This window comes from Salinisphaera sp. Q1T1-3 (assembly GCF_003602005.1).
In the GTDB taxonomy this organism is placed as follows: Bacteria; Pseudomonadota; Gammaproteobacteria; order Nevskiales; family Salinisphaeraceae; genus Salinisphaera.
This window is the reverse complement of sequence record NZ_QZWD01000011.1, coordinates 23,142-41,877: the sequence shown is the minus strand read 5'-3', so window position 1 is coordinate 41,877 and position 18,736 is coordinate 23,142. Positions and strand designations below refer to the sequence as shown.

The window sequence follows — 18,736 nt, the reverse complement described above, 5'->3', positions numbered from 1 at the left end:
CGCCGCTCGTCAGGCATCCATGGCGCCGGCACCCTTGTCTCGGCCGCCGCGTTGGCCCATCAATCGAGCCTGAAGCGCTTCCAGCGAAACGCCCTTGGTCTCGGGCATCAGGAACGCCACGAACAGCACCTGCAGGATCATCATGGCGGCAAAGAAGGCGAACAGGGGGCCGCCGTTGAAGGCCGACAACACCCAGGGGGCCACCAGGGTGATCAGCGCGGCGAAGCCCCAGTGGGTCACACTGCCGATCGACTGACCGCGGGCGCGCTCGCGGTTGGGGAAAATCTCGGAGATGAACACCCAGATCACCGTGCCCTGGCTGATGCCGTGAGCGGCCACGAACAGACACAACAGTACGGGCACGAAAAGCCCGCCGAGATTGTTCGTGAAGAACGCGTGCGAGATGCCGGCCAGTGAGATCAGATACCCGATCGAGCCGATATACATCAACGGGCGTCGCCCGACGCGATCGATCAGGAACAGACCCAGCAGGGTGAACAGCAGCATGATCAGGCCGATGCCGGCGGTCGACAGCAACGCGGCCGAGGCGCCGAGCTGAGCGGCCTCGAGAATACGCGGCGCGTAATACAACACGAAGTTGATGCCGGTGAACTGATTGAAGAAGGCCATGAGAAAGGCCAGTACGATCAACGGCCGGTAGCGCGCCGACCAGAATCGGCTGTGGTGCTGTTGGTCGGACTCGTCAGCCTGGGTGATTTCGGCGATCTTGGCCTTGATATCGCCGCGCGGGTCGATCCGGCGCAGGATGGCCGCCGCCTCCTCGCGTCGGCCGGCCTTGAGAATCAGCCAGCGCGGGCTGCGCGGCACGGTCAGCACCAGCAGGGTGAAGATAAGCGCCGGCACCGCCTCCACGCCGACCATCCAGCGCCAGGCATCGGCATCCAGCAGATTGCTCAGCAGTGCGTTGGAGACGTAGGCGATGAAAATGCCCAGGACCACGTTGGCCTGGTATAGCGCGACCAGCGCACCGCGGCGCGAGGCCGGCGCGATCTCCGAGATATAGGCCGGGGCCACGATCGTCGACATACCGACGCCGAGCCCGCCGATCAGACGGAAGATGGAGAACCAGGTCGGATCCGGTGCCAGTGCCGAGCCAACGGCGGAGACGAAATACAGTATGCCGATCACCAGCAGCATGTTGCGTCGTCCGAAGCGGTCGGCCGGCCAGCTGCCGGCCAGTGCACCGATGACCGTGCCCCAGAGCGCCATGGAGACGATCAGCAGGCCGTGCATCAGATCACTCAGGCCCCAGAGCGCCTGTGTGGGCTTGTCGGCCCCCGAGATCACGGCCGTATCGAAACCAAACAGAAAACCGGCAATGGCGACGAACAAAGACCACTGGAATATCGGCGACATGGCGCGCTGTCGTGTTGGGTGCCAATGAAACAGACATTGTCGGCAGTCATTCCGTTTTGATACCCGACATTCGTCGGAAGGCATGGCTTAAAACAACATAAATAAACAAATATTCTTTTTTTGTTTGACTTATGTCGTAGCCCCAGCCGGTGCCATGCTGGTTATGCTGGCCCGGTCATCCGTCAACCCATGAATCGATATGCGACGACTCGGCATTCACTCTTTCGTCTGGACCGCCGGCCAAAGCCAGGACGGGCTGGAAATGGCGCTCGAGCGCTCGGCCGAGCATGGCTATGCCCTGGTCGAGCTGGCGAATCTGCGGGCCGCGGACTTCGATCTAGACCGGCTCGGGAACAAGGCCAGCGACCTGGGGCTGGGCGTGACCATGACCATGGGTCTGGCCCCCGATGCCGATGTCTCGAGCGGAGACGAGACTGTCGCCGCGCACGGTCGGGCCGAGCTGGAGACCGCGATCAAAGCCGCCCGCGACGTCGGGGCGACCTCGCTGGGCGGCATCATCTATTCGGCGCACCAGAAATACACGCACATGCCCAGCCCGGATCAGTGGCAACGCAGTCTGGCGGCGGTAGGCCAGGCCGCCGACATCGGGTGCGAGTGCGGCGTGAGCCTCGTGCTGGAGATCGTCAATCGCTTCGAGACCAATCTGCTCAACACCACGGCTCAGGGGTTGAAGTTCCTCGACGCGCTGGGCGATGACGCGGTCAAGCTGCACCTGGACACGTTTCACATGAACATCGAGGAGACCGATCCGGAAGGCGCGATCCGGATGGCCGGCGACCGGCTCGGCTATTTCCACGTCGGCGAGAACAACCGCGGCTATCTCGGCGATGGCGTGATCGATTTCGACCGGATCTTCGATGCACTGCTGGATATCGGCTACGACGGCGATGTCGTCTACGAGAGTTTTTCCAGTGCCGTGGTCGATGAAAAACTCTCGCGTGCCTGTGCCATCTGGCGTGATACCTGGACCGAGAGCGCGCCGTTGGCCGCCCATGCCAGGCAGTTCCTGGCGTTGAAATACGACGAGGCCCAGCGACGGCGGCGCAACCTGCGGGCAGCAGGCTGAATCGAGCCCGTAGCCGGCCACCGCGCATCGGAGCGTACGTCGCCCCGGATGGGGTCGGTCGTCAATCCAGCGCCAGCCAGATGCCGACGCCGATGATCAGTGTGCCGGCAATACGATTGAGCACGCGCACGTTCGAGCGTTTTTCCAGCAGGGCGCGGGCGGCCGAACCGCCGGTGGCATAGAGCGTCATGCAGATCAGCTCCATGGTCAGGATCATCGACAGCAGTAATGCGAGCTGGGGCGCGAGCGCCCGATCGAAATCGAGAAACGGCGGCAGCAGAGCAATGAAGAACGCCCAGCCCTTTGGATTGGCGATCGCCGTGACGAAGCCCTGACCGGCGAGCTGACCACGGGGCGGCGGTGGCGCGTCATCGTCGATCTCGGGGATCGCCAGATTGCCGCGCGAGCGCCACATACCGATGCCGAGCCAAACGAGATAGGCACCCCCCACCCATTTGAATGCGGTGAACAGCATCGGATAGCGCAATAACACGGTCGCTACCCCGATCACCGATAGAACGGCGACCAGCCCGACCCCGAGCATCTCGCCTATCATCATCCAGCCGGTTCGGCGGACGCCGACGGTCATGCCGAGCGACAGCGCGAGCGTCATGCACAGGCCCGGCGTGAGCGAGACGAGAAAGAAGGTCGGGATGAACACGGACAGGGTTGCAAGAGTCATGACGTCGCAAGCGACCAAAGAACGCGCGCCACTATAAGCGGCCTGCAGCGTGCGTCCAATCCGGGGTGGGTGCGTCGCGCCCGGTCTAAGCCTTAACCAATGCAATGTCAGGTTTTGTTGACACAGCGTTTGATGGCGCTTAATGTCAAGTAAACCTGACACAAGGCGATAATGCTTTTGAAAAATTGTCTACGCGCGTTACGAGCCGAGCGGGGCTGGAGTCAGGCTGCCCTGGCCGAGCGCCTGGACGTGTCACGACAGGCGATCAATGCGATCGAAACAGGCAAATATGATCCGTCGTTGTCGTTGGCATTTCGGATCGGTGCGCTGTTCAAGCGACCGATCGAGACGATCTTCGGTGCGCCGGCCGACGGTGCACCGGACGTTGACATACAGGAGTGACGAGCATGCAGACGCCATCGGAAAACAGTCCGACGACATACCGACGCAAGACACGGAACACCTGGATTCTCATCGGGTCGATAGCCGCCATCGGCTTTCTGACAGGCTATTTCGGCGGTGTCGGAATGGTCGGTGGCATCACGCCGTCGTTGACGCTCGGTCTAGGTGCCGGCGTCTTGCTGCTTGCAGCGCTCTGCTTCTTTGCACATGCGCGAACCGACGAACACGAACAACATCTGGATCGCGTCGCGGTCGCTATCGGCGGCGCACTCGTGATCACGGTCTACCCCGCCTGGCTTGTGCTGTCTCTGGGCGAATGGGTCGCGCCGCCCAGTGCGCTAGGCTTATGGGGGCTGGCCGTCATGGCCATGCTGGGCGTCTTCGCCGTGCTCCGATATCGCCACATGCGAGCCTAGCCGCGTCGTCGTTCGACGCAGGGCGGTGATGCCATTCTGTGAGGTACGCACAGCGAAATACGGGCACGAAAGGGGCGCGGCCGCCATCCGGCGCGGCGATAGCGATCGGTACGACGCCCTAGCGCATCAGCCAGTCCACTGCGGCGAGATAACCATACGCTCCCATGCCGGCCAGTACCGCGTCGGCCCGGGCCGAGATATAAGAGTGATGACGGAACGCCTCGCGCCGATGGATGTTCGACAGATGCACCTCCACCACCCGGCCTTCAAACGCATTGAGCGCATCGAGCAACGCGATCGAGGTGTGCGACCAGGCCGCCGGATTGATGATGATGGCATCGACCGTGCCACGCGCGGCATGGATGCGATCGATCATCTCGCCTTCGTGATTGGTCTGGAGCGCGGTCAGCGCCGCCCCGCGGGCTTCGGCGTGTGCCTGCGTGGTTGCCTCGATATCGGCCAGCGTCTCGTACCCGTAGATGTCGGGTTCGCGTTGACCGAGCAGATTGAGGTTCGGTCCGTTCAGCAGAAGCAGATTCATGACACGGGCGCGTTGGGTCGATACCCGCATGATACGGATCGCGACCGGCACCGGGGCAAGTAGTACGGCGCGACAGCGCCGACGCCATCATCGCGCTCGTCGTTCAGGGGCCGGTGCGATCGGATTTCGGTATCACGAACTCGACCCGGTCACGTTGCCAGTGACCGGGGGCACCGGCGGCGGCGTCGCAGCCGACGCGCACTGCCACAGCCTGCGGGGCGAGTACGGTCTCGAACCGATGCGGGCCGCCGCTCGGCGCTGCACGGCGGCGCAATACGATATGCAACGGGTAATTCTGGGCCTGATTGGCGATATAGAGCGCGCCCGGCGGCGCGCATCCGGGCGCGCTTCGATGCTGGCGCGTCAGGTGCCGGGCCGGATGCGCCGGCATCGGCCCCAGCCGGATATAGGCGGGGGCGCGCTGTGGCTGACTGCCGCCGCCGGGGGCGGCCGAGAACGCAGCCTGAAACGGAGCGCACAGCATCGCGGCGGCGAGAACGAGCTTGCGCGATCGGTTCATCGCTGGCCGCGCGTCAGCAGCGTCTGGACATGAGTCGCAGCCGAGGCCGCCAAGGCATCCAGTGCATAACCGCCCTCGAGCACGCTAACCACGCGTCCATCGCAGTGATGCGCGGCCATATCCAGGATGCGCTCGGTGACCCAGGCGAAATCCTCGGCTTCCAGATTCAGATTGGCCAGCGGATCGGCTCGGTGCGCGTCAAAGCCGGCCGAAACCAGAATCAGCTCCGGCGCGTGGTCATCCAGCGCCCCCAGCCAGTCGCGCTCGATGGCGTCCCGAAAGACACGCCCGGCGGTGCCGGCCCGCAGTGGGGTCTTGATCAGCTTGCCCGGTACGCAGGTGTCGTCGGTGTAGGGAAACAGCGGATTTTCGTACGACGAGCAGAACAGCACACGGGGTTCATGGCGCAATACATCCTCGGTGCCGTTGCCGTGATGGACGTCGAAATCGAGAATCGCGACCCGACTCAGGCCGTGCGCGGCGAGCGCATGGGCAGCCGCGATGGCGATGTTGTCGAAGAAACAGAATCCCATCGCCTTGGCGTATTCGGCGTGGTGGCCGGGCGGCCGCGTCGCACAGAAGGCATTGGCGGCCTGGCCGGCCATCACTGCATCCACGGCTGCGATGGCAGCGCCAGCACTGCGTCTTGCCGCTGGCAACGAGCCGGCCATCAGGGTGGTGTCGCCGTCCAGTGGGACCCGCCCACGCGTCGGGGCGATAGCGAACAGCTCGTCGACGTAGAACGGGTCATGCACGCGTTTGATAGCGTCGAGCGAGGCCTCGGGTGCCGCACAGCGCCACAGCGCGTCCTGAATGCCGACGACTTCCAGGCCCTGTTCGATGGCGGCCAGTCGCCCGGGCTGTTCGGGATGGCCGGCCCCCATGTCATGCCCGCGACAGATGTCGTGGGCCGAGAAATAGGCTGTGGTCACGGCGGCGTGATCAGCTGGCGTGCAGAGCGGTGATGCGATCGACCAGGTTCGCCGAATGTGCTGCGGATGCGGGATACAGGGCCGCGTAGTGCGACTGCATCCACGGTCCGAAGTCGACAGGATCACGCTCGAGCAGCGCCGCCAGCGCGGCCAGATGCTCGCCCTGCCCGCGGGCGGCTTCGCGTTGCAGGGCAAGATGCTGGTTGTCGGCGAAGTCGTGGGCGCGGGCGAGATCGTCCTTGTCGTGCTTGCCCACGATGTAGGCCGTCGTTCCCGCCGTGCTGGCCGTGGTCGTGAAATCGCGCCGATCAAGGGCACTGGCCAGATTCGGCGTCAGGGCGGCGCCGAGTACCGCGATACCCAGCAGCCAGGCAAACCGTTGCATGGTCTTCTCCTCGTTGTCCGATGGGGGCGCGCGCGGCCGACGGACGCCGGCCGCGCGATATCGGTTCTTATTTGTAGAGCTTGTGACCGCCGTCGCGAAATTCGGCGGCTTTTTCCTCGAGTCCGGCCTCGATCGCATCCTCGGCGGAATGAATGCCGCGATCATGGGCGAACTCGCGCACTTCCTGCGAGATGCGCATGGAGCAGAACTTCGGCCCGCACATGGAACAGAAGTGCGCCACCTTGGCGCTGTCCTTGGGCAGGGTCTCGTCGTGATAGCCCTGGGCCTTCATCGGATCCAGCCCGAGATTGAACTGGTCTTCCCAGCGGAACTCGAAGCGCGCCTTGGACAGGGCGTTGTCGCGGATCTGGGCGCCCGGATGGCCCTTGGCCAGATCGGCCGCATGGGCGGCGATCTTGTAGGTGACGATGCCCTCGCGGACGTCATCCTTGTTCGGCAGACCCAGATGCTCCTTGGGCGTGACATAGCAGAGCATCGCCGTGCCGTACCAGCCGATCTGGGCCGCGCCGATCGCCGAGGTGATGTGGTCGTAGCCGGGACCGATGTCGGTGGTCAGCGGGCCCAGCGTATAGAAGGGCGCCTCGTGACAATCGGCGAGCTCCGCATCCATGTTCTCCTTGATGCGCTGCATCGGCACATGGCCCGGGCCTTCGATCATCACCTGCACGTCGTGCTGCCAGGCGATCTCGGTCAGCTCACCCAAGGTGCGCAGCTCGGCCATCTGGGCTTCGTCGTTGGCATCGGCAATCGCGCCGGGGCGCAGGCCATCGCCGAGCGAGAAGGCCACATCGTAAGCCTTCATGATTTCGCAGATCTCCGAGAAATGCTCGTACAGGAAGGATTCCTGGTGATGGGCCAGGCACCACTTGGCCATGATCGAGCCGCCGCGGGAGACGATGCCCGTCACGCGATTCACCGTCATCGGCACGAACGGCAGGCGCACGCCGGCATGGATGGTGAAGTAGTCCACGCCCTGCTCGGCCTGTTCGATGAGCGTGTCGCGGAACATCTCCCAGGTCAGTTCCTCGGCTTTGCCGTCGACCTTTTCCAGTGCCTGATAGATCGGCACCGTGCCGACCGGCACGGGGGCGTTGCGGATGATCCACTCGCGAGTCTCGTGGATATGCTTGCCGGTGGACAGATCCATGATCGTGTCGCCGCCCCAGCGGGCGGCCCAGACCATTTTTTCGACCTCCTCGGCGATCGAGGAGGTGACCGCCGAGGTGCCCATATTGGCGTTGATCTTCACCCGGAAATTGCGGCCGATGATCATCGGCTCGGATTCCGGGTGATTGATATTGTTGGGGATGATCGCCCGGCCGGCCGCGATCTCGTCGCGCACGAATTCCGGCGTGACATAGTCCGGAATGTGGGCGCCGTAGCCCTCGCCGGGATGCCGGCGCAACAGGCGCGAATCCTTGATGGCCTCGATGCGGGCGTTCTCGCGGATCGCCACGAACTCCATTTCGGGCGTGACGATGCCTTGTCGCGCGTAATGCATCTGCGAGACGTTGGCGCCGGCCCTGGCGCGACGCGGGGCGCGCACGTCGGGAAAGCGCAGGTGCCCGGTCGCGGCATCGGCGGCGCGGTCGCGGCCGAACTGTGAGGACAGGCCGGGCAGCACTTCGGTGTCGCCGCGCTCGTCGATCCAGGCCGCGCGCAGCGGCGCCAGGCCTGTGGTCAGGTCGATCGTGACCGCCGGGTCGGTATAGGGCCCCGAGCAGTCATAGATCGTGATCGGCGGGTTCTTTTCCACGCCGAAGGTCGCCGGTGTGTTGGACTGCGAGACTTCGCGCATCGGCACGCGAATGTCCGAGCGCGATCCGGTGACGTAGATTTTGGCGGACTGGGGAAAGGGCACACGCATTTCGTCGGCAAGACGTGCGCCAACCGCGAGATCCTTGGGGACGGCACTCATGGCAAGACACCGGGCTGTGGAAAGGGACTAGTCTAGTCGCAATCTAACAAGCCCGAGACCCAAGTAAAACACGGACATGGCCGCGTCGTGGGATTGACGCGTGGCGATTCGCGGATTCCACCCGTGGATGCGCGGTTGCTCGGTGCGGAATACGCGCCGCGTATCGTCGGCGTATGGGCCGGAATTGGCGGTGAGGCTATTCTGATGTGCCGGCCCGGTCGGTATATCGGCTGCACTCGGGAGAATCGATGGAAAACCCGATGCCAACGAGCGGTCTGTCGTCGGTATCGCGTGACAGCAGAAGCGGCTCTTCGACGAGGTACGTACCGCCATTCTGTGCTCGATCGATCAGGCAGATCGCGAGATCTGCGAGGGCCTGTTGATGTGTCGTTCGAGCGCCGCGTTGGCGTTCGCAAATCGTGTCCCGCAAGGCGCGAGTCGACGCGTCGCGGCGTGCCACGGCCAGGACTGGCAACCCCGCAGGCAGGGTTTGTCGCACAACAGCGCTTGGTGCGGACTCGTATGAAACATCAACAGGCCTTGGACGGTCCCCGTTGAAATCGCCGCGTTTGAAGTCGGTCAGCGCGAAATACCTGTCGGACGAATCGAAGACCGGCGCGTCGCCGGTTTGTTTCGAGGGCCGCATATCGAGGTCCGCGACGTGATGATCGCCGGCGGTGCGCCGCGGACCCAACGCGCTTCTGAATGACCCGATATCCGGATATCGATCGACGAAGGCGCCGAGATCGTGAGCCGGGACGTGCGAAGTCTGTATCTCGGCCGGGTCGCCTGCGGCCAGGGCCGGGATGCTCGCGCTCGTCACGGTACGGCCGCGAGCATGCCGGATGCGAGGTGGTACCGCGTGCTCAGGAGATAAGCTGTACCGTGGTGCCGATCCTGGCGCCGGCCTCGTGCATGAGCTGAATCGCGGCGTCGGTATCGCCGGCGGTCATGTCGACGCCGCGCACGCCGTCGGTGATCAGCGTCACGACAAACCCCTCGGCCAGCGCGTCGAGCACCGTGAATTTCACGCATACGTCTGCGGCCAGGCCCATCACGAACAGATGGCGACTGCCCCGCGCGTGGAGCGTGTCGGCCAGGCCGGTGGCCTTGCGATGGCCGTTGTCGTGAAAGGCCGAATAGCTGTCGATACGGGCGTCGTCACCCTTGCGCACGACGTGGTCGATGCGAGCGATATCCAGGCCGCTGGCAAACGAGGCGCCGGGCGTGTGCTGCACGCAGTGGGTTGGCCAGAGGATCTGTTCCAGACCGTCGAGTTCGCCGATATCGAAGGGTTTCGTGCCCGGATGATGCGCCGCGAACGAGCCGTGATCGGCGGGGTGCCAGTCCTGGCTGGCCACCACGTGGCTGAAGTGCGGCATCAGCCGGTTGGCGATCGGCACCACGGCGTCGCCTTCGGGCACCGCGAGGGCGCCGCCCGGCAGGAAATCGTTCTGGATATCGACCAGCAGCAGGGTGTCATGCATCGGTACCACCTTCGCGGAAGGACGCGCCGTCGGTGTGCCGCCAGGCGAGCCAGTCGCGCAGGGCATCTGTGGATTCGTCCAGATAATGATCGATCAGCGCCGGATAATTCGGACGTGCAGCGAAGTAGGCGAACTGCGACTGGGCGTAATCGCGGATGGTCGACAACGCCGGGGCGGCCTCCAGGCGAACGCCGTCGCGCACCATGGGCTTGAGCAGGTCGACGTGCGGATCGTCGGCGGCGAAATGGCGTTCGTACTCGGCAACGCCGCCGGCCCAGGCGGTCGACCAGGAGGCTTCGTCGAAGAGCAGATCCGCGACCGGCTCGCCCGATGTGTCGGTGAAGCGACGCACCTGCTGCAACCCGGGCCGGGTGAGCTTGCCGGGCGTGTCGCTCATCTTCATCCGATACGACCAGCGCCCGGAATCCTCGCGGATCGCGCCGAGCTTGTAGACCCCGTCGAGGGCGGCATCCGGCTGGGCAGTGATCAGTTTGGTACCGACGCCCCATAGCACGATCGGGGCCCCGCGAGCCTTGAGATCCGCGATCACGCTTTCGTCGAGGCTGGAACTGGCCGCGATCTTCGTGTGGTGGAAGCCGGCTGCGTCCAGGCGACGCCGTGCCCGACGCGACAACTGTGCGAGATCGCCCGAATCCAGGCGAATGCCGGCCATGTCGTAACCGTTGGCCCGCAGTTTCTCGCCGGCACGAATGGCGTTCTCGATACCCTCGACGGTGTTGTAGGTATCCACCAGAAACACGCAGTTGTTGGGCAGGGCCCTGGCATACGCATCGAAGGCATCAATCTCTTCATCGAAGGCCATGACCCAGCCGTGGGCGTGCGTGCCCGAGACCGGTACACCGAACAGCCGTCCGGCCAGCACGTTGGAGGTTCCCGCGCAGCCCCCGATATAGGCTGCGCGGGCGGCCGAGACGCCGCCATCGATGCCCTGGGCCTTGCGCAGGCCGAAATCCAGCACCGGGTCGCCGCCGGCGGCGTGCGCGATGCGTGCGGCCTTGGTGGCGACCAGGGTCGGAAAGTTCATCAGGTTGAGCAACGCGGTTTCCAGCAGCTGGGCCTCGATGATCGGGCCACAGACGCGCAGCATGGGCTGATGCGGGAATACCGCCGTGCCCTCGGGGACGGCATGGACCTCGCCGGAGAAGGCGAAATCGCGCAGATAATCGAGAAAGCCCGAGTCGAACAACGGACCGCCCGCGTTGTCCTTCAACGTGGCCAGATAGGCGACGTCTTCGTCGGTGAAGCGCATTTCCGTGACGTAGTCGATCGCGGTCTGCACGCCGGTGGCCAGCGCGAACCCGTTATCGAAGGGGGCCTGACGATAGAACAGGTGAAACACGGCCTCGCGCTGGCCGGTGCCGCCTGCCCAGTGGGCATAGGCCATCGTCAGCTGATAGAGATCGGTCAGCAGGGCGGGCGCGTGGCCGTAGAGTTTTTCGATTGCGGACATGCAGGGCGCTCGTTTGCGGCACGATCGGCAGTCTGTCGGGGGCCGGTCGGCGATCGGTTAGTCTATGGTCGGTCTGGTCCCCGCGTGGCGAACGAGCACCGCGCGGTTTACACGAGCCCCAAGTCTAACGAGTTCACCGGCCCGCATCAGGGTCGCGATCCAAGGTTGGTATGAGTCGTCAATCCCGCGCGCATCAGCAACGCACTGCCCGCACCGCCCTGTCGAGACGCCAGCGCGTGTTTGTCGCCGTCATGGCACCGCTCGTCCGTGGGCTCGCCCGGTTGCTGGTGGCCACGCTGCGTCCTGTCGGCGTGCGCGGTGCATCGCATCTGGACGCCCTGACGGATGCCGGGCAGCCCGTGCTGCTGTGCTGCTGGCATCAACGGCTCGTCTACAGCGTCGGCTGGCTGCTCTCGCGACGGAGCGCGGGTCTGCAGCCGGGATTTCTGGTCTCGCCCTCACGCGATGGCGAGTTGATCGCTGCTGTCGTCGACGGCTTCGGCGCCCGGGTGATCCGCGGCTCGGCCAACCGGACCGGAGCGCGCGCGCTGCGCGACATGTACGGCGTGATCCGCGAGGGGGTATCGCCGATCATGCATCCCGACGGCCCGCACGGGCCGGCTAAGGTGGCCAAGCCGGGTACGCCCAGTCTCGCCCAGCTCACGCGCACGCCGATGCTGCCGATGAGTTTTGCCGCGGACCGCTACTGGCAGCTCGGCTCATGGGATGCGCTGATCATCCCGAAACCGTTTGCCCGCGTGGTCATCCATATCGGCGCGCCGATCGAGATGACCCGGGGCGATGACGCCGAGGCGCGTGCCGCGGTACTCGGCGACCGGTTGGCCCGGCTGGACGTCGCCGCCGACGGGGAATTCGGCGTCAGCCCCGCGCCCGGCCGGCGCTGATCCGGGCGGCTTCAGGCCGTCGTGCGATCGTCGAGAAAGTCCGCGAGATCGTTGATCGTCGGGTAATCGAACAGATCGGTGACTTCAAGCCGGTCCGGCCAGCGCGCCTCGATGCCTTCGTGGATCTGCGCCAGTTCCAGTGAAGACAGGCCGATTTCGAACAGACTGTCGTCCGGGCCGATCTGCTTGTCCGGAGCCACCTCGTCGCAGATCGTCTTCAGGATCGCCGCGGTGTCGGCCCGGTCACCGGCTGTCGGGGCGTCTTCGCTGTCGGCGGGGGCCATCAAGGCGGCCAGTTCGGCGACGACCGCGTCGTAGTCGCCGCGTGCGGCCTCACGGGCCAGCTCGGCGCGTTGCGGTTTGCCGCTGGTGGTCTTCGGGATCTGGCGCACCGGGATCACGCGGTCGACCGCCAGGCCGGTGCCCTGGTTGACCGCTTGGGCGACGTCGCGAGCGATCGGTACGAAGTCCGGCGTGTGCCCGCGAAAGACCACGAACAGCACCAGCGCGTCGGCATCGGCGCCGGGCGCCCGGATGCCGGCGGCGGCGATCTTGCCGGCTTCCACGGTCTCGGCGTTGGCGGCCACGGCCTCGATGTCCTGCGGGTAGTGGTTGGCGCCGTTGACGAAGATGATCTCTTTCGCACGGCCCGTGATGAACAGATGGCCTTCGTGAATGAAGCCGAGATCGCCGGTATCGAGCCAGCCGTCGCCGACCAGGGCGGCCGCATTGGCTTCGGGATTCTCGTGATAGCCGGCAGTGACGTTCGGGCCGGTGATCCGGACGCGACCGACCGTATCCTCGGTGAGTGGCATCCCTGCGGCATCGGCGATCCGTAGATCGGCGCCGACCACGGGTGTGCCCAGATCGACCAGCTCGATGGCCTGTTCCGAATCATCGAAGCGGACGTTATCGCCCACACCCAGCTCGTCACGGGCGACGCGCACGCTGGTCAGCCCTCCTCCGGCCGGCGGGAACGTCGCCGCCAGGCTCGCCTCGGCCAGCCCGTAGACACAGAACATGACGTTGTCGGCCAGGCCGGCCGGTGCCAGCGCCGCCGTGAATTCGCGGGCCAGAGCGGCCGAAACCGGCTCCGCGCCGTTGTAGATCAGGCGTACGGCCGATAGATCCAGATCCTCGGGCATGCCGCGGGCTGCCAGCGCGCGCAGGGTGTGGCGATAGCCGAAATTCGGCGAGCACAGCAGCGTGGCCCGTTTCTCGCTGGCCTTGTCCAGCCACAGCAGCGGGCGCCGGGCGAACAGATCCGGGGCCATCAGATAGTGGTTGAAGGCCTGTACCACGAGCGTCAGATGGAAGCCGATCAGGCCCATGTCGTGGGTCAGCGGCATCCAGGAGACGGCGACTTCGTTATCGGCGAAGTCCGACCCTCGGGCGATCGCCTCGATATTGGCCAGTACGTTGGCGTGCGAGAGCACCACGCCCTTCGGATCGCCGGTCGAGCCGGAAGAGAACTGGATGAACGCGGTGTCGTCCGGCGCTGGCGTGGCGCGCCGTGCCGCGCTCTCCACACCGGGTGGCTCGTCGGAAAGCGCCCGGGCGGCCAGACGTTCGGCGGCTTCGGCATCCCCTTCGGCTTCGAGGTGGGCCCGTACACGGGCCAGATGCTTGGCATCGATCACCACGCGCGCCTCGCCCATGTGGCGCCATACCTTGACCAGCTTGGCCAGATGCGCCGGCGTGGCGCCGGCGGCGACCGGCACCGGCGTGATGTTGCCGTAGATCGCCCCCCAGAAGAATTGCAGGAAACGCAGATTGTCCGGCACGAACAGGATGAGCGGCTCACCGGCTGTCGCCCCCTCGGCCTGCAATACGGCCAGCATGCGCTCGGCCGCGCGCGAGAGCAGGCGGAAGCTCAGGCGACGCTCGTCGTTGGCGCCGTCGATGAAGCCGATCTCGGCGTCGGTCTTGGCCGCGGCGTCGAGCGCCTCGGCGAGTGTGGAAAACGAAGTCATGGGCGGCTCACCGGTGGGGTCGTCCTCAAGGCGTGTCTGATGGCATGCCCGCGACACTCGCGAAACCGGTCCGGCCGGGGTGCAGGCATGCCCGTGCCGACGTCGTTCGTGTGCCGCAGGCACTCGGCGCTCCCGATGTCCTGCCGGTCGCGGAACCGGCACGTTGCCACCAGAAGTGCCTCAACGGGACGACAATTGTAAAGGGATTCCGTCGGCGGGCCGTAGATTGATCGCGGATTCGAGCCGCGGCGTCGTCCTGCCCCGCCATTCGGGGGTGAAACGGGACAGCAGCGTGGCCAGATGCACGCGCATTTCGGTGGCGGCCATGTGCTCGCCGACGCAGTGGCGCGGCCCCGCGGCGAAGGGAATGTAGGCCAGGCGATGACGATTCGTATCGGTCGCAGCGAAGCGATCCGGATCGAAACGGTTCGGATCCGGCCACTGCGCCGGATGGCGATGCAGCATCCACGGACAGATGAAGACCTGCGTGCCGGCTGCGACGGGGCGCCCAGCCAGTTCGTGCGTGCGCGTGGCCCGACGTGACAGCAGCCAGCCGGGTGGGTAAAGGCGCAGGACTTCGGCGATTACGTGATCGGTATAGGCCAGCGTGTCGCGCGCCACACCGCCGGTTTCGCGCAGGCGTGTCAGGTCGGTGGCATCGGCTTCGGCCTGGAGTCGGTCCCGTACCGTCGGATGGGAGGCGATCAGATACCAGGCAAAGGCCAGCGCGCTGGCTGTGGTTTCATGGCCGGCCACGATCAGCGTGAGCACCTCGTCGATCAGCGCCGCCCGGCTCATCGACTCGCCGTCGCGCGTGCGTGCGGCCAGCAGATAGCCCAGGAAATCGAAGTCGGTCTTCGGCTCGGCCAGGCGACGCTCGATGAGATCGTTGACGACCGGTCGCAGGCCACGAAAACGCGCAGCGAACTTCAGGTCACGCGTGGATTCCTCGGTCAGCAGGGCGAACGGGTCGCGACCGGCGGCCACGAGCTGTTCATAGTCGGCGCCGAAGATGGATTTCAGCACGATGATCAGCGTCAGTTCGCTGGTTGCGGCTTCTGCCTCGACGCTGTGGCCGGCGGTGGCCGCCTCGGTCCAGCGCTCGGCCAGTGCCATGTTCTCGTCGAAGATCATGGCATTGAAATCGGCCAGACGCGTCGGGCGGAAGGCCGGCTGCATCAAGCGCCGCTGACGGGCCCAGAAATCCCCCTCGCTGACCATGATGCCGTTGCCGAGCAGGATCTTGACGCGATCCAGCCCCATCCCCTTGGTATAGGATCCGGCCTGTCGGACCAGCACCTGCTGGACGAGCGCCGGCTCGTTGACGACCCAGTGGGGCATGCCGCCGCGCATATCGGGCACGCAGAAGACATCGCCGTAGCGGCGCTGCCAGCCGGCGAGCGCATCACGCGTGGCATCGTCCGGGGCAATGGGAAATGGCTCGGCCGGCCCGGGGGGGCGGCTCAAGGTGTCAGAATGGCTTGTTGTCATCATCGGGACGAATCGCGCGGCGGCCACGGTCGATGAATTGTAGGCACCGCGTAAAGAAAACGTTAATCAATGCGTGTATTCTACATCCTGCTCAATCAGGCGCGCGAGGCCCGGTTTGCCGCCACGGCGTCCGAGACGCTGCCCTCGGCCTATCGTGATCGGGTCGCTGCGATGACGAGTCCGGCCGCTCGGGCGCGCACCGTGGCCGGGCTCTGGTTGCTCGGGCGCGGTCTGGCCGCCACCGGCGACGACGCGGCGCGGCTGGCCCGGATCGGTTTCTCGGCGACCGGTCGGCCCGAGATCGCCGGTGGGCCGTGGTTCTCGATTTCGCACTCCGGCGCGCTCGTGGCCTGTGCGGTGAGCGCGATCGGCCCGATCGGGCTCGATGTAGAACAGCGTCGCGACGGCATCTCGTCGCGACTGGTCTCGGCGATCGCTGCCGAGACGCACGATTTCTTCGCGGCCTGGTGCGCCCGAGAGGCCACGGTCAAGGCCAGCGGCCGCGTGGGGCTGGCGCGGGTGCGCGCCATCACGCTGACCGCGGATCGTGCACGGCTCGACGGCCAGGACTGGCCGCTGGCGGCACTCGGTCTATCGTCCGGTTACGCCGGCTGTCTGGCCGTGGCCCCGGACGCCGGCGCCGCGCTTTCGCGCACGCCGGCGTGTGTCGATCTCACCGGCGCCTCATGAAGCGGTCTCGGGCCGGCATCGAATGAAGTACAGCCCGGTATAAACCTTCGGATCGACCGGAATACCGGCGGCCTCGCGTTCGGCCAGCCAGGCATCGACGTCGTCCAGGCCGATCGTGTGCACGGTGATGTCCTCGCTGTCATCGCCGCCGCCGTCGCCCACGCGGGTCAGCGAGATGGCCCGAAAGAACCAGAGTGTCTCGCCGGACAGACCGGCACTGGGCGGGCCGCCGGTCAGATAGCGCATGCGGTCCGGCCGCCAGCCGGTTTCTTCCTCCAGCTCGCGGGCGGCTGCCGTCGCCCGGGCCTCGTCTTCGGCGCCGGGTATATCGCCGACCAGCCCGGCCGGCAGCTCGATGACCGGTCCGCCGAGGGCCGGTCGCGGCTGTTCGACGAGCAGCAGCTCGTCGTCCGGGGTGACCGCGACGATCACCGCCGCCCCCTGGGCATTCACGCGCTGGACGTATTCCCATCGTCCGGTGCGGCACAGACGCAAGAAGTCTCCGGAGAAAAGCGTTTCCTGTTCGGACATCGATCGGTCCCGAAAAATCGTGAGGGCCTATCCTAGGGTCTGTCGTCGGTACATACGAGACCGGCGTGTCGACGACCGAGCCCGGCAGGCTTTTTGCTACCCTTTGCGCCGCCAGACCACACAACAGGCCGGATCAGGGCGAGTGATGAACCAATCGACGCAGCGCATTCTCATCGTGGGCAACGGCGGGCGCGAGCATGCGCTGGCCTGGAAGCTCGCCGCTTCGCCACGCGTGGAAAAGATCTATGTCGCGCCCGGCAATGCGGGGACGGCGATCACGAACGGTGTGGAGAACGTCAATATCGCGCTCGATGCGCTCGACGCTCTTGTCAACTTCGCCCAGGACGAAGCGGTCACGCTCACCGTCATCGGCCCGGAAGCCCCGCTGGCCGCCGGCATCGTGGATGCGTTCGAGGCGGCCGGCCTGGCCTGTTTCGGCCCGCGTGCCGCGGCTGCCGAGCTCGAGGCGAGCAAGACGTTCTCCAAGGATTTTCTGGCGCGTCACGCGATCCCGACGGCCGAGTATCGCAACTTCGCCGACTATGCTGCCGCCGAGGCTTATATTCGGGAGCGCGGCGCACCGATCGTCATCAAGGCCGACGGTCTGGCCGCGGGCAAGGGCGTGACACTTGCTCGTGATATCGAACAAGCACTGGCTGCGGCCCGCGATATGCTGCAGGACAATGCCTTCGGGGATGCCGGCGCCCGGATCGTTGTCGAGGATTTTCTCGAAGGCGAGGAAGCCAGCTTCATCGCTCTGGTCGACGGGACGAACATCCTGCCGTTGGCCAGCTCGCAGGATCACAAGGCGGCCTTCGATGGCGACGTCGGGCCGAACACGGGCGGCATGGGCGCCTATTCGCCGGCGCCGGTGGTCACCGATGCGGTGGCCGAGCAGGCGATGCGGGAGATCATCGAGCCGACGGTCAAGGCGATGGCAGCCGAAGGACGGGCCTTCACCGGCTTTCTCTATGCCGGCCTGATGGTGGAGCCGGACGGTGCCTCGAAAGTGCTCGAATTCAATGTCCGCCTGGGCGATCCGGAGACCCAGCCGATTCTGATGCGGATGGATTCGGACCTGCTCGATCTGATCGAGGCCGCGCTGGCCGGCCGCCTGGATCAGGCCAGCGTGCGCTGGCACGACCGGGCGGCAGTCGGTGTGGTTATGGCGGCCGGCGGTTATCCCGGCGCCTATGCCAAGGGCGATGTGGTGCAGGGTCTCGAAGCCGTGGGCGATGCGGATACGGCGGTCTTTCACGCCGGGACCAAGCTCGACGAGCTCGGCCGCGTCGTCACGGCTGGCGGTCGCGTGCTGTGCGTCTGTGCGCTGGGCGACGATGTGGCCGAAGCCCAGCAACGTGCCTACGAAGGGGTGGCGGCCATTGAATGGCCGGGGGCGACGTATCGCCACGATATCGGCCATCGCGCGATCGATCGCGAGCGCTGATCCGATCGATGGCGGCATGGCCGTTGCGGTTGTCGCCTGGAACCGGCAGAAGGCAACCGACCGCCGAGCCAACTGATCATGGCTGGTCGATGTCAGGCCCGGATTCCGCGTTGATGCGAGCCGGGCGATAGGCCAATCGATCGGCTGTCTCGGTACGACGGGCGGTTCGGGGACAGGAGACGTCCTGTGTGTGAGGTCGACAGCCTGCTCGGTCGTTCAAGTCTTGCGTGTACCGGCCTGTCCCGGCCTGCATCGAGCGCCGCGGCCGGCATGCGTCAATCGTGTTCTGCAAGGCGCGAGTTGCCGCCCCGTGGCGTGTCATGATCCAGACCCGCAACGCTGCGGGGCGCCCATACCCGAATCGTCATGGGCGGCCCAATTCGTCGGGACTAGTCTTCAATCAAGAACACGACGGCAATGCTGCGTTCCTGCAGACCGGCGCGGCATCACTGTACGAGGT

General features: G+C 65.7%; 19 protein-coding genes. 6 read left to right on the top strand and 13 right to left on the bottom strand.

From position 1 onward, the window contains the following. Positions 1 to 9: 9 nt before the first annotated feature. On the bottom strand, positions 10 to 1,377 hold the full coding sequence (locus D3260_RS11335) for a sugar porter family MFS transporter (RefSeq protein ID WP_120098717.1): 1,368 nt from the start codon (positions 1,375 to 1,377) through the stop codon (positions 10 to 12). Positions 1,378 to 1,576: 199 nt separating this feature from the next. Here D3260_RS11335 and D3260_RS11330 point away from each other — a divergent pair, with 199 nt between their 5' ends. Continuing rightward, positions 1,577 to 2,464 carry a sugar phosphate isomerase/epimerase gene (locus tag D3260_RS11330; protein WP_120098716.1) on the top strand — a complete coding sequence of 296 codons (888 nt, stop codon included), beginning with the start codon at positions 1,577 to 1,579 and terminating at the stop codon, positions 2,462 to 2,464. A gap of 61 nt (positions 2,465 to 2,525) precedes the next feature. Here D3260_RS11330 and D3260_RS11325 read toward each other — a convergent pair whose 3' ends face one another. Continuing rightward, the gene (locus D3260_RS11325) at positions 2,526 to 3,146 is read right to left on the bottom strand and encodes a LysE family translocator (RefSeq protein ID WP_120098715.1); all 621 of its coding nucleotides are present in this window, start codon (positions 3,144 to 3,146) and stop codon (positions 2,526 to 2,528) included. A 177-nt stretch (positions 3,147 to 3,323) separates the two neighbouring features. Here D3260_RS11325 and D3260_RS11320 point away from each other — a divergent pair, with 177 nt between their 5' ends. Next, entirely contained in the window at positions 3,324 to 3,548 is a 225-nt protein-coding gene (locus D3260_RS11320; protein WP_120098788.1) for a helix-turn-helix transcriptional regulator, read from the top strand. Between the two features lie 5 nt (positions 3,549 to 3,553). Then, positions 3,554 to 3,964 (top strand): hypothetical protein, encoded by a 411-nt coding sequence (locus D3260_RS11315; protein ID WP_120098714.1) that lies wholly within the window; start codon positions 3,554 to 3,556, stop codon positions 3,962 to 3,964. A gap of 118 nt (positions 3,965 to 4,082) precedes the next feature. Here the strand turns inward: D3260_RS11315 and aroQ are convergent, their stop codons facing one another. The 8 genes from aroQ to D3260_RS11275 form a co-directional block, all read right to left on the bottom strand. Beyond that, positions 4,083 to 4,505: a type II 3-dehydroquinate dehydratase gene (gene aroQ, locus D3260_RS11310; protein WP_120098713.1), complete on the bottom strand. Its 423-nt coding sequence runs from the start codon at positions 4,503 to 4,505 to the stop codon at positions 4,083 to 4,085. A gap of 103 nt (positions 4,506 to 4,608) precedes the next feature. Further along, positions 4,609 to 5,025, bottom strand: coding sequence for a hypothetical protein (locus D3260_RS11305; RefSeq protein ID WP_120098712.1), 417 nt, complete (start codon positions 5,023 to 5,025; stop codon positions 4,609 to 4,611). Beyond that, a complete protein-coding gene (locus D3260_RS11300) occupies positions 5,022 to 5,909 on the bottom strand; it encodes a histone deacetylase family protein (protein ID WP_120098787.1) in 888 nt (295 codons plus the stop codon). The genes D3260_RS11305 and D3260_RS11300 overlap by 4 nt, the downstream gene beginning before the upstream one ends. Before the next feature lie 58 nt (positions 5,910 to 5,967). Beyond that, entirely contained in the window at positions 5,968 to 6,342 is a 375-nt protein-coding gene (locus tag D3260_RS11295) for a DUF3015 family protein (protein ID WP_158583505.1), read from the bottom strand. A gap of 67 nt (positions 6,343 to 6,409) precedes the next feature. After that, positions 6,410 to 8,281, bottom strand: a complete 1,872-nt coding sequence (gene thiC / locus D3260_RS11290) for a phosphomethylpyrimidine synthase ThiC (RefSeq protein WP_120098710.1) — start codon at positions 8,279 to 8,281, stop codon at positions 6,410 to 6,412. A gap of 196 nt (positions 8,282 to 8,477) precedes the next feature. Then, positions 8,478 to 9,104, bottom strand: a complete 627-nt coding sequence (locus D3260_RS11285) for a hypothetical protein (RefSeq protein ID WP_120098709.1) — start codon at positions 9,102 to 9,104, stop codon at positions 8,478 to 8,480. A 43-nt stretch (positions 9,105 to 9,147) separates the two neighbouring features. Further along, on the bottom strand, positions 9,148 to 9,768 hold the full coding sequence (pncA, locus tag D3260_RS11280) for a bifunctional nicotinamidase/pyrazinamidase (protein WP_120098708.1): 621 nt from the start codon (positions 9,766 to 9,768) through the stop codon (positions 9,148 to 9,150). Then, the gene (locus D3260_RS11275) at positions 9,761 to 11,239 is read right to left on the bottom strand and encodes a nicotinate phosphoribosyltransferase (RefSeq protein ID WP_120098707.1); all 1,479 of its coding nucleotides are present in this window, start codon (positions 11,237 to 11,239) and stop codon (positions 9,761 to 9,763) included. Before D3260_RS11275 ends, pncA begins: the two co-directional genes overlap by 8 nt. A gap of 170 nt (positions 11,240 to 11,409) precedes the next feature. On the opposite strand from D3260_RS11275, the gene D3260_RS11270 reads away from it, so the two are divergent. Next, complete coding sequence (locus tag D3260_RS11270) at positions 11,410 to 12,144, top strand: lysophospholipid acyltransferase family protein (RefSeq protein WP_120098706.1); 735 nt, start codon at positions 11,410 to 11,412, stop codon at positions 12,142 to 12,144. An 11-nt stretch (positions 12,145 to 12,155) separates the two neighbouring features. Here the strand turns inward: D3260_RS11270 and D3260_RS11265 are convergent, their stop codons facing one another. Then, positions 12,156 to 14,117, bottom strand: a complete 1,962-nt coding sequence (locus tag D3260_RS11265) for an AMP-binding protein (protein ID WP_120098705.1) — start codon at positions 14,115 to 14,117, stop codon at positions 12,156 to 12,158. Between the two features lie 180 nt (positions 14,118 to 14,297). After that, positions 14,298 to 15,584 (bottom strand): cytochrome P450, encoded by a 1,287-nt coding sequence (locus D3260_RS11260; RefSeq protein ID WP_158583504.1) that lies wholly within the window; start codon positions 15,582 to 15,584, stop codon positions 14,298 to 14,300. Between the two features lie 93 nt (positions 15,585 to 15,677). Here D3260_RS11260 and D3260_RS11255 point away from each other — a divergent pair, with 93 nt between their 5' ends. Continuing rightward, positions 15,678 to 16,298 carry a 4'-phosphopantetheinyl transferase superfamily protein gene (locus tag D3260_RS11255; protein WP_120098703.1) on the top strand — a complete coding sequence of 207 codons (621 nt, stop codon included), beginning with the start codon at positions 15,678 to 15,680 and terminating at the stop codon, positions 16,296 to 16,298. On the opposite strand, the gene D3260_RS11250 is transcribed toward D3260_RS11255, so the two are convergent. Further along, positions 16,293 to 16,829 (bottom strand): NUDIX hydrolase, encoded by a 537-nt coding sequence (locus D3260_RS11250; protein WP_120098702.1) that lies wholly within the window; start codon positions 16,827 to 16,829, stop codon positions 16,293 to 16,295. The two genes, D3260_RS11255 and D3260_RS11250, sit on opposite strands and share 6 nt — an antisense overlap. Positions 16,830 to 16,974: 145 nt before the next feature. Here D3260_RS11250 and purD point away from each other — a divergent pair, with 145 nt between their 5' ends. Continuing rightward, on the top strand, positions 16,975 to 18,276 hold the full coding sequence (purD, locus tag D3260_RS11245; protein WP_120098701.1) for a phosphoribosylamine--glycine ligase: 1,302 nt from the start codon (positions 16,975 to 16,977) through the stop codon (positions 18,274 to 18,276). Positions 18,277 to 18,736 lie beyond the last annotated feature (460 nt).

Excerpts from the sequence above, each read along its gene's own strand:
- D3260_RS11335 (WP_120098717.1), bottom strand. The coding sequence starts at position 1,377 with ATGTCGCCGATATTCCAGTGGTCTTTGTTCGTCGCCATTGCCGGTTTT.
- D3260_RS11330 (WP_120098716.1), top strand. The coding sequence starts at position 1,577 with ATGCGACGACTCGGCATTCACTCTTTCGTCTGGACCGCCGGCCAAAGC.
- D3260_RS11325 (WP_120098715.1), bottom strand. The coding sequence starts at position 3,146 with ATGACTCTTGCAACCCTGTCCGTGTTCATCCCGACCTTCTTTCTCGTC.
- D3260_RS11315 (WP_120098714.1), top strand. The coding sequence starts at position 3,554 with ATGCAGACGCCATCGGAAAACAGTCCGACGACATACCGACGCAAGACA.
- aroQ (WP_120098713.1), bottom strand. The coding sequence starts at position 4,505 with ATGAATCTGCTTCTGCTGAACGGACCGAACCTCAATCTGCTCGGTCAA.
- D3260_RS11305 (WP_120098712.1), bottom strand. The coding sequence starts at position 5,025 with ATGAACCGATCGCGCAAGCTCGTTCTCGCCGCCGCGATGCTGTGCGCT.
- D3260_RS11300 (WP_120098787.1), bottom strand. The coding sequence starts at position 5,909 with ATGGGGGCCGGCCATCCCGAACAGCCCGGGCGACTGGCCGCCATCGAA.
- D3260_RS11295 (WP_158583505.1), bottom strand. The coding sequence starts at position 6,342 with ATGCAACGGTTTGCCTGGCTGCTGGGTATCGCGGTACTCGGCGCCGCC.
- thiC (WP_120098710.1), bottom strand. The coding sequence starts at position 8,281 with ATGAGTGCCGTCCCCAAGGATCTCGCGGTTGGCGCACGTCTTGCCGAC.
- pncA (WP_120098708.1), bottom strand. The coding sequence starts at position 9,768 with ATGCATGACACCCTGCTGCTGGTCGATATCCAGAACGATTTCCTGCCG.
- D3260_RS11275 (WP_120098707.1), bottom strand. The coding sequence starts at position 11,239 with ATGTCCGCAATCGAAAAACTCTACGGCCACGCGCCCGCCCTGCTGACC.
- D3260_RS11270 (WP_120098706.1), top strand. The coding sequence starts at position 11,410 with ATGAGTCGTCAATCCCGCGCGCATCAGCAACGCACTGCCCGCACCGCC.
- D3260_RS11265 (WP_120098705.1), bottom strand. The coding sequence starts at position 14,117 with ATGACTTCGTTTTCCACACTCGCCGAGGCGCTCGACGCCGCGGCCAAG.
- D3260_RS11255 (WP_120098703.1), top strand. The coding sequence starts at position 15,678 with ATGCGTGTATTCTACATCCTGCTCAATCAGGCGCGCGAGGCCCGGTTT.
- D3260_RS11250 (WP_120098702.1), bottom strand. The coding sequence starts at position 16,829 with ATGTCCGAACAGGAAACGCTTTTCTCCGGAGACTTCTTGCGTCTGTGC.
- purD (WP_120098701.1), top strand. The coding sequence starts at position 16,975 with ATGAACCAATCGACGCAGCGCATTCTCATCGTGGGCAACGGCGGGCGC.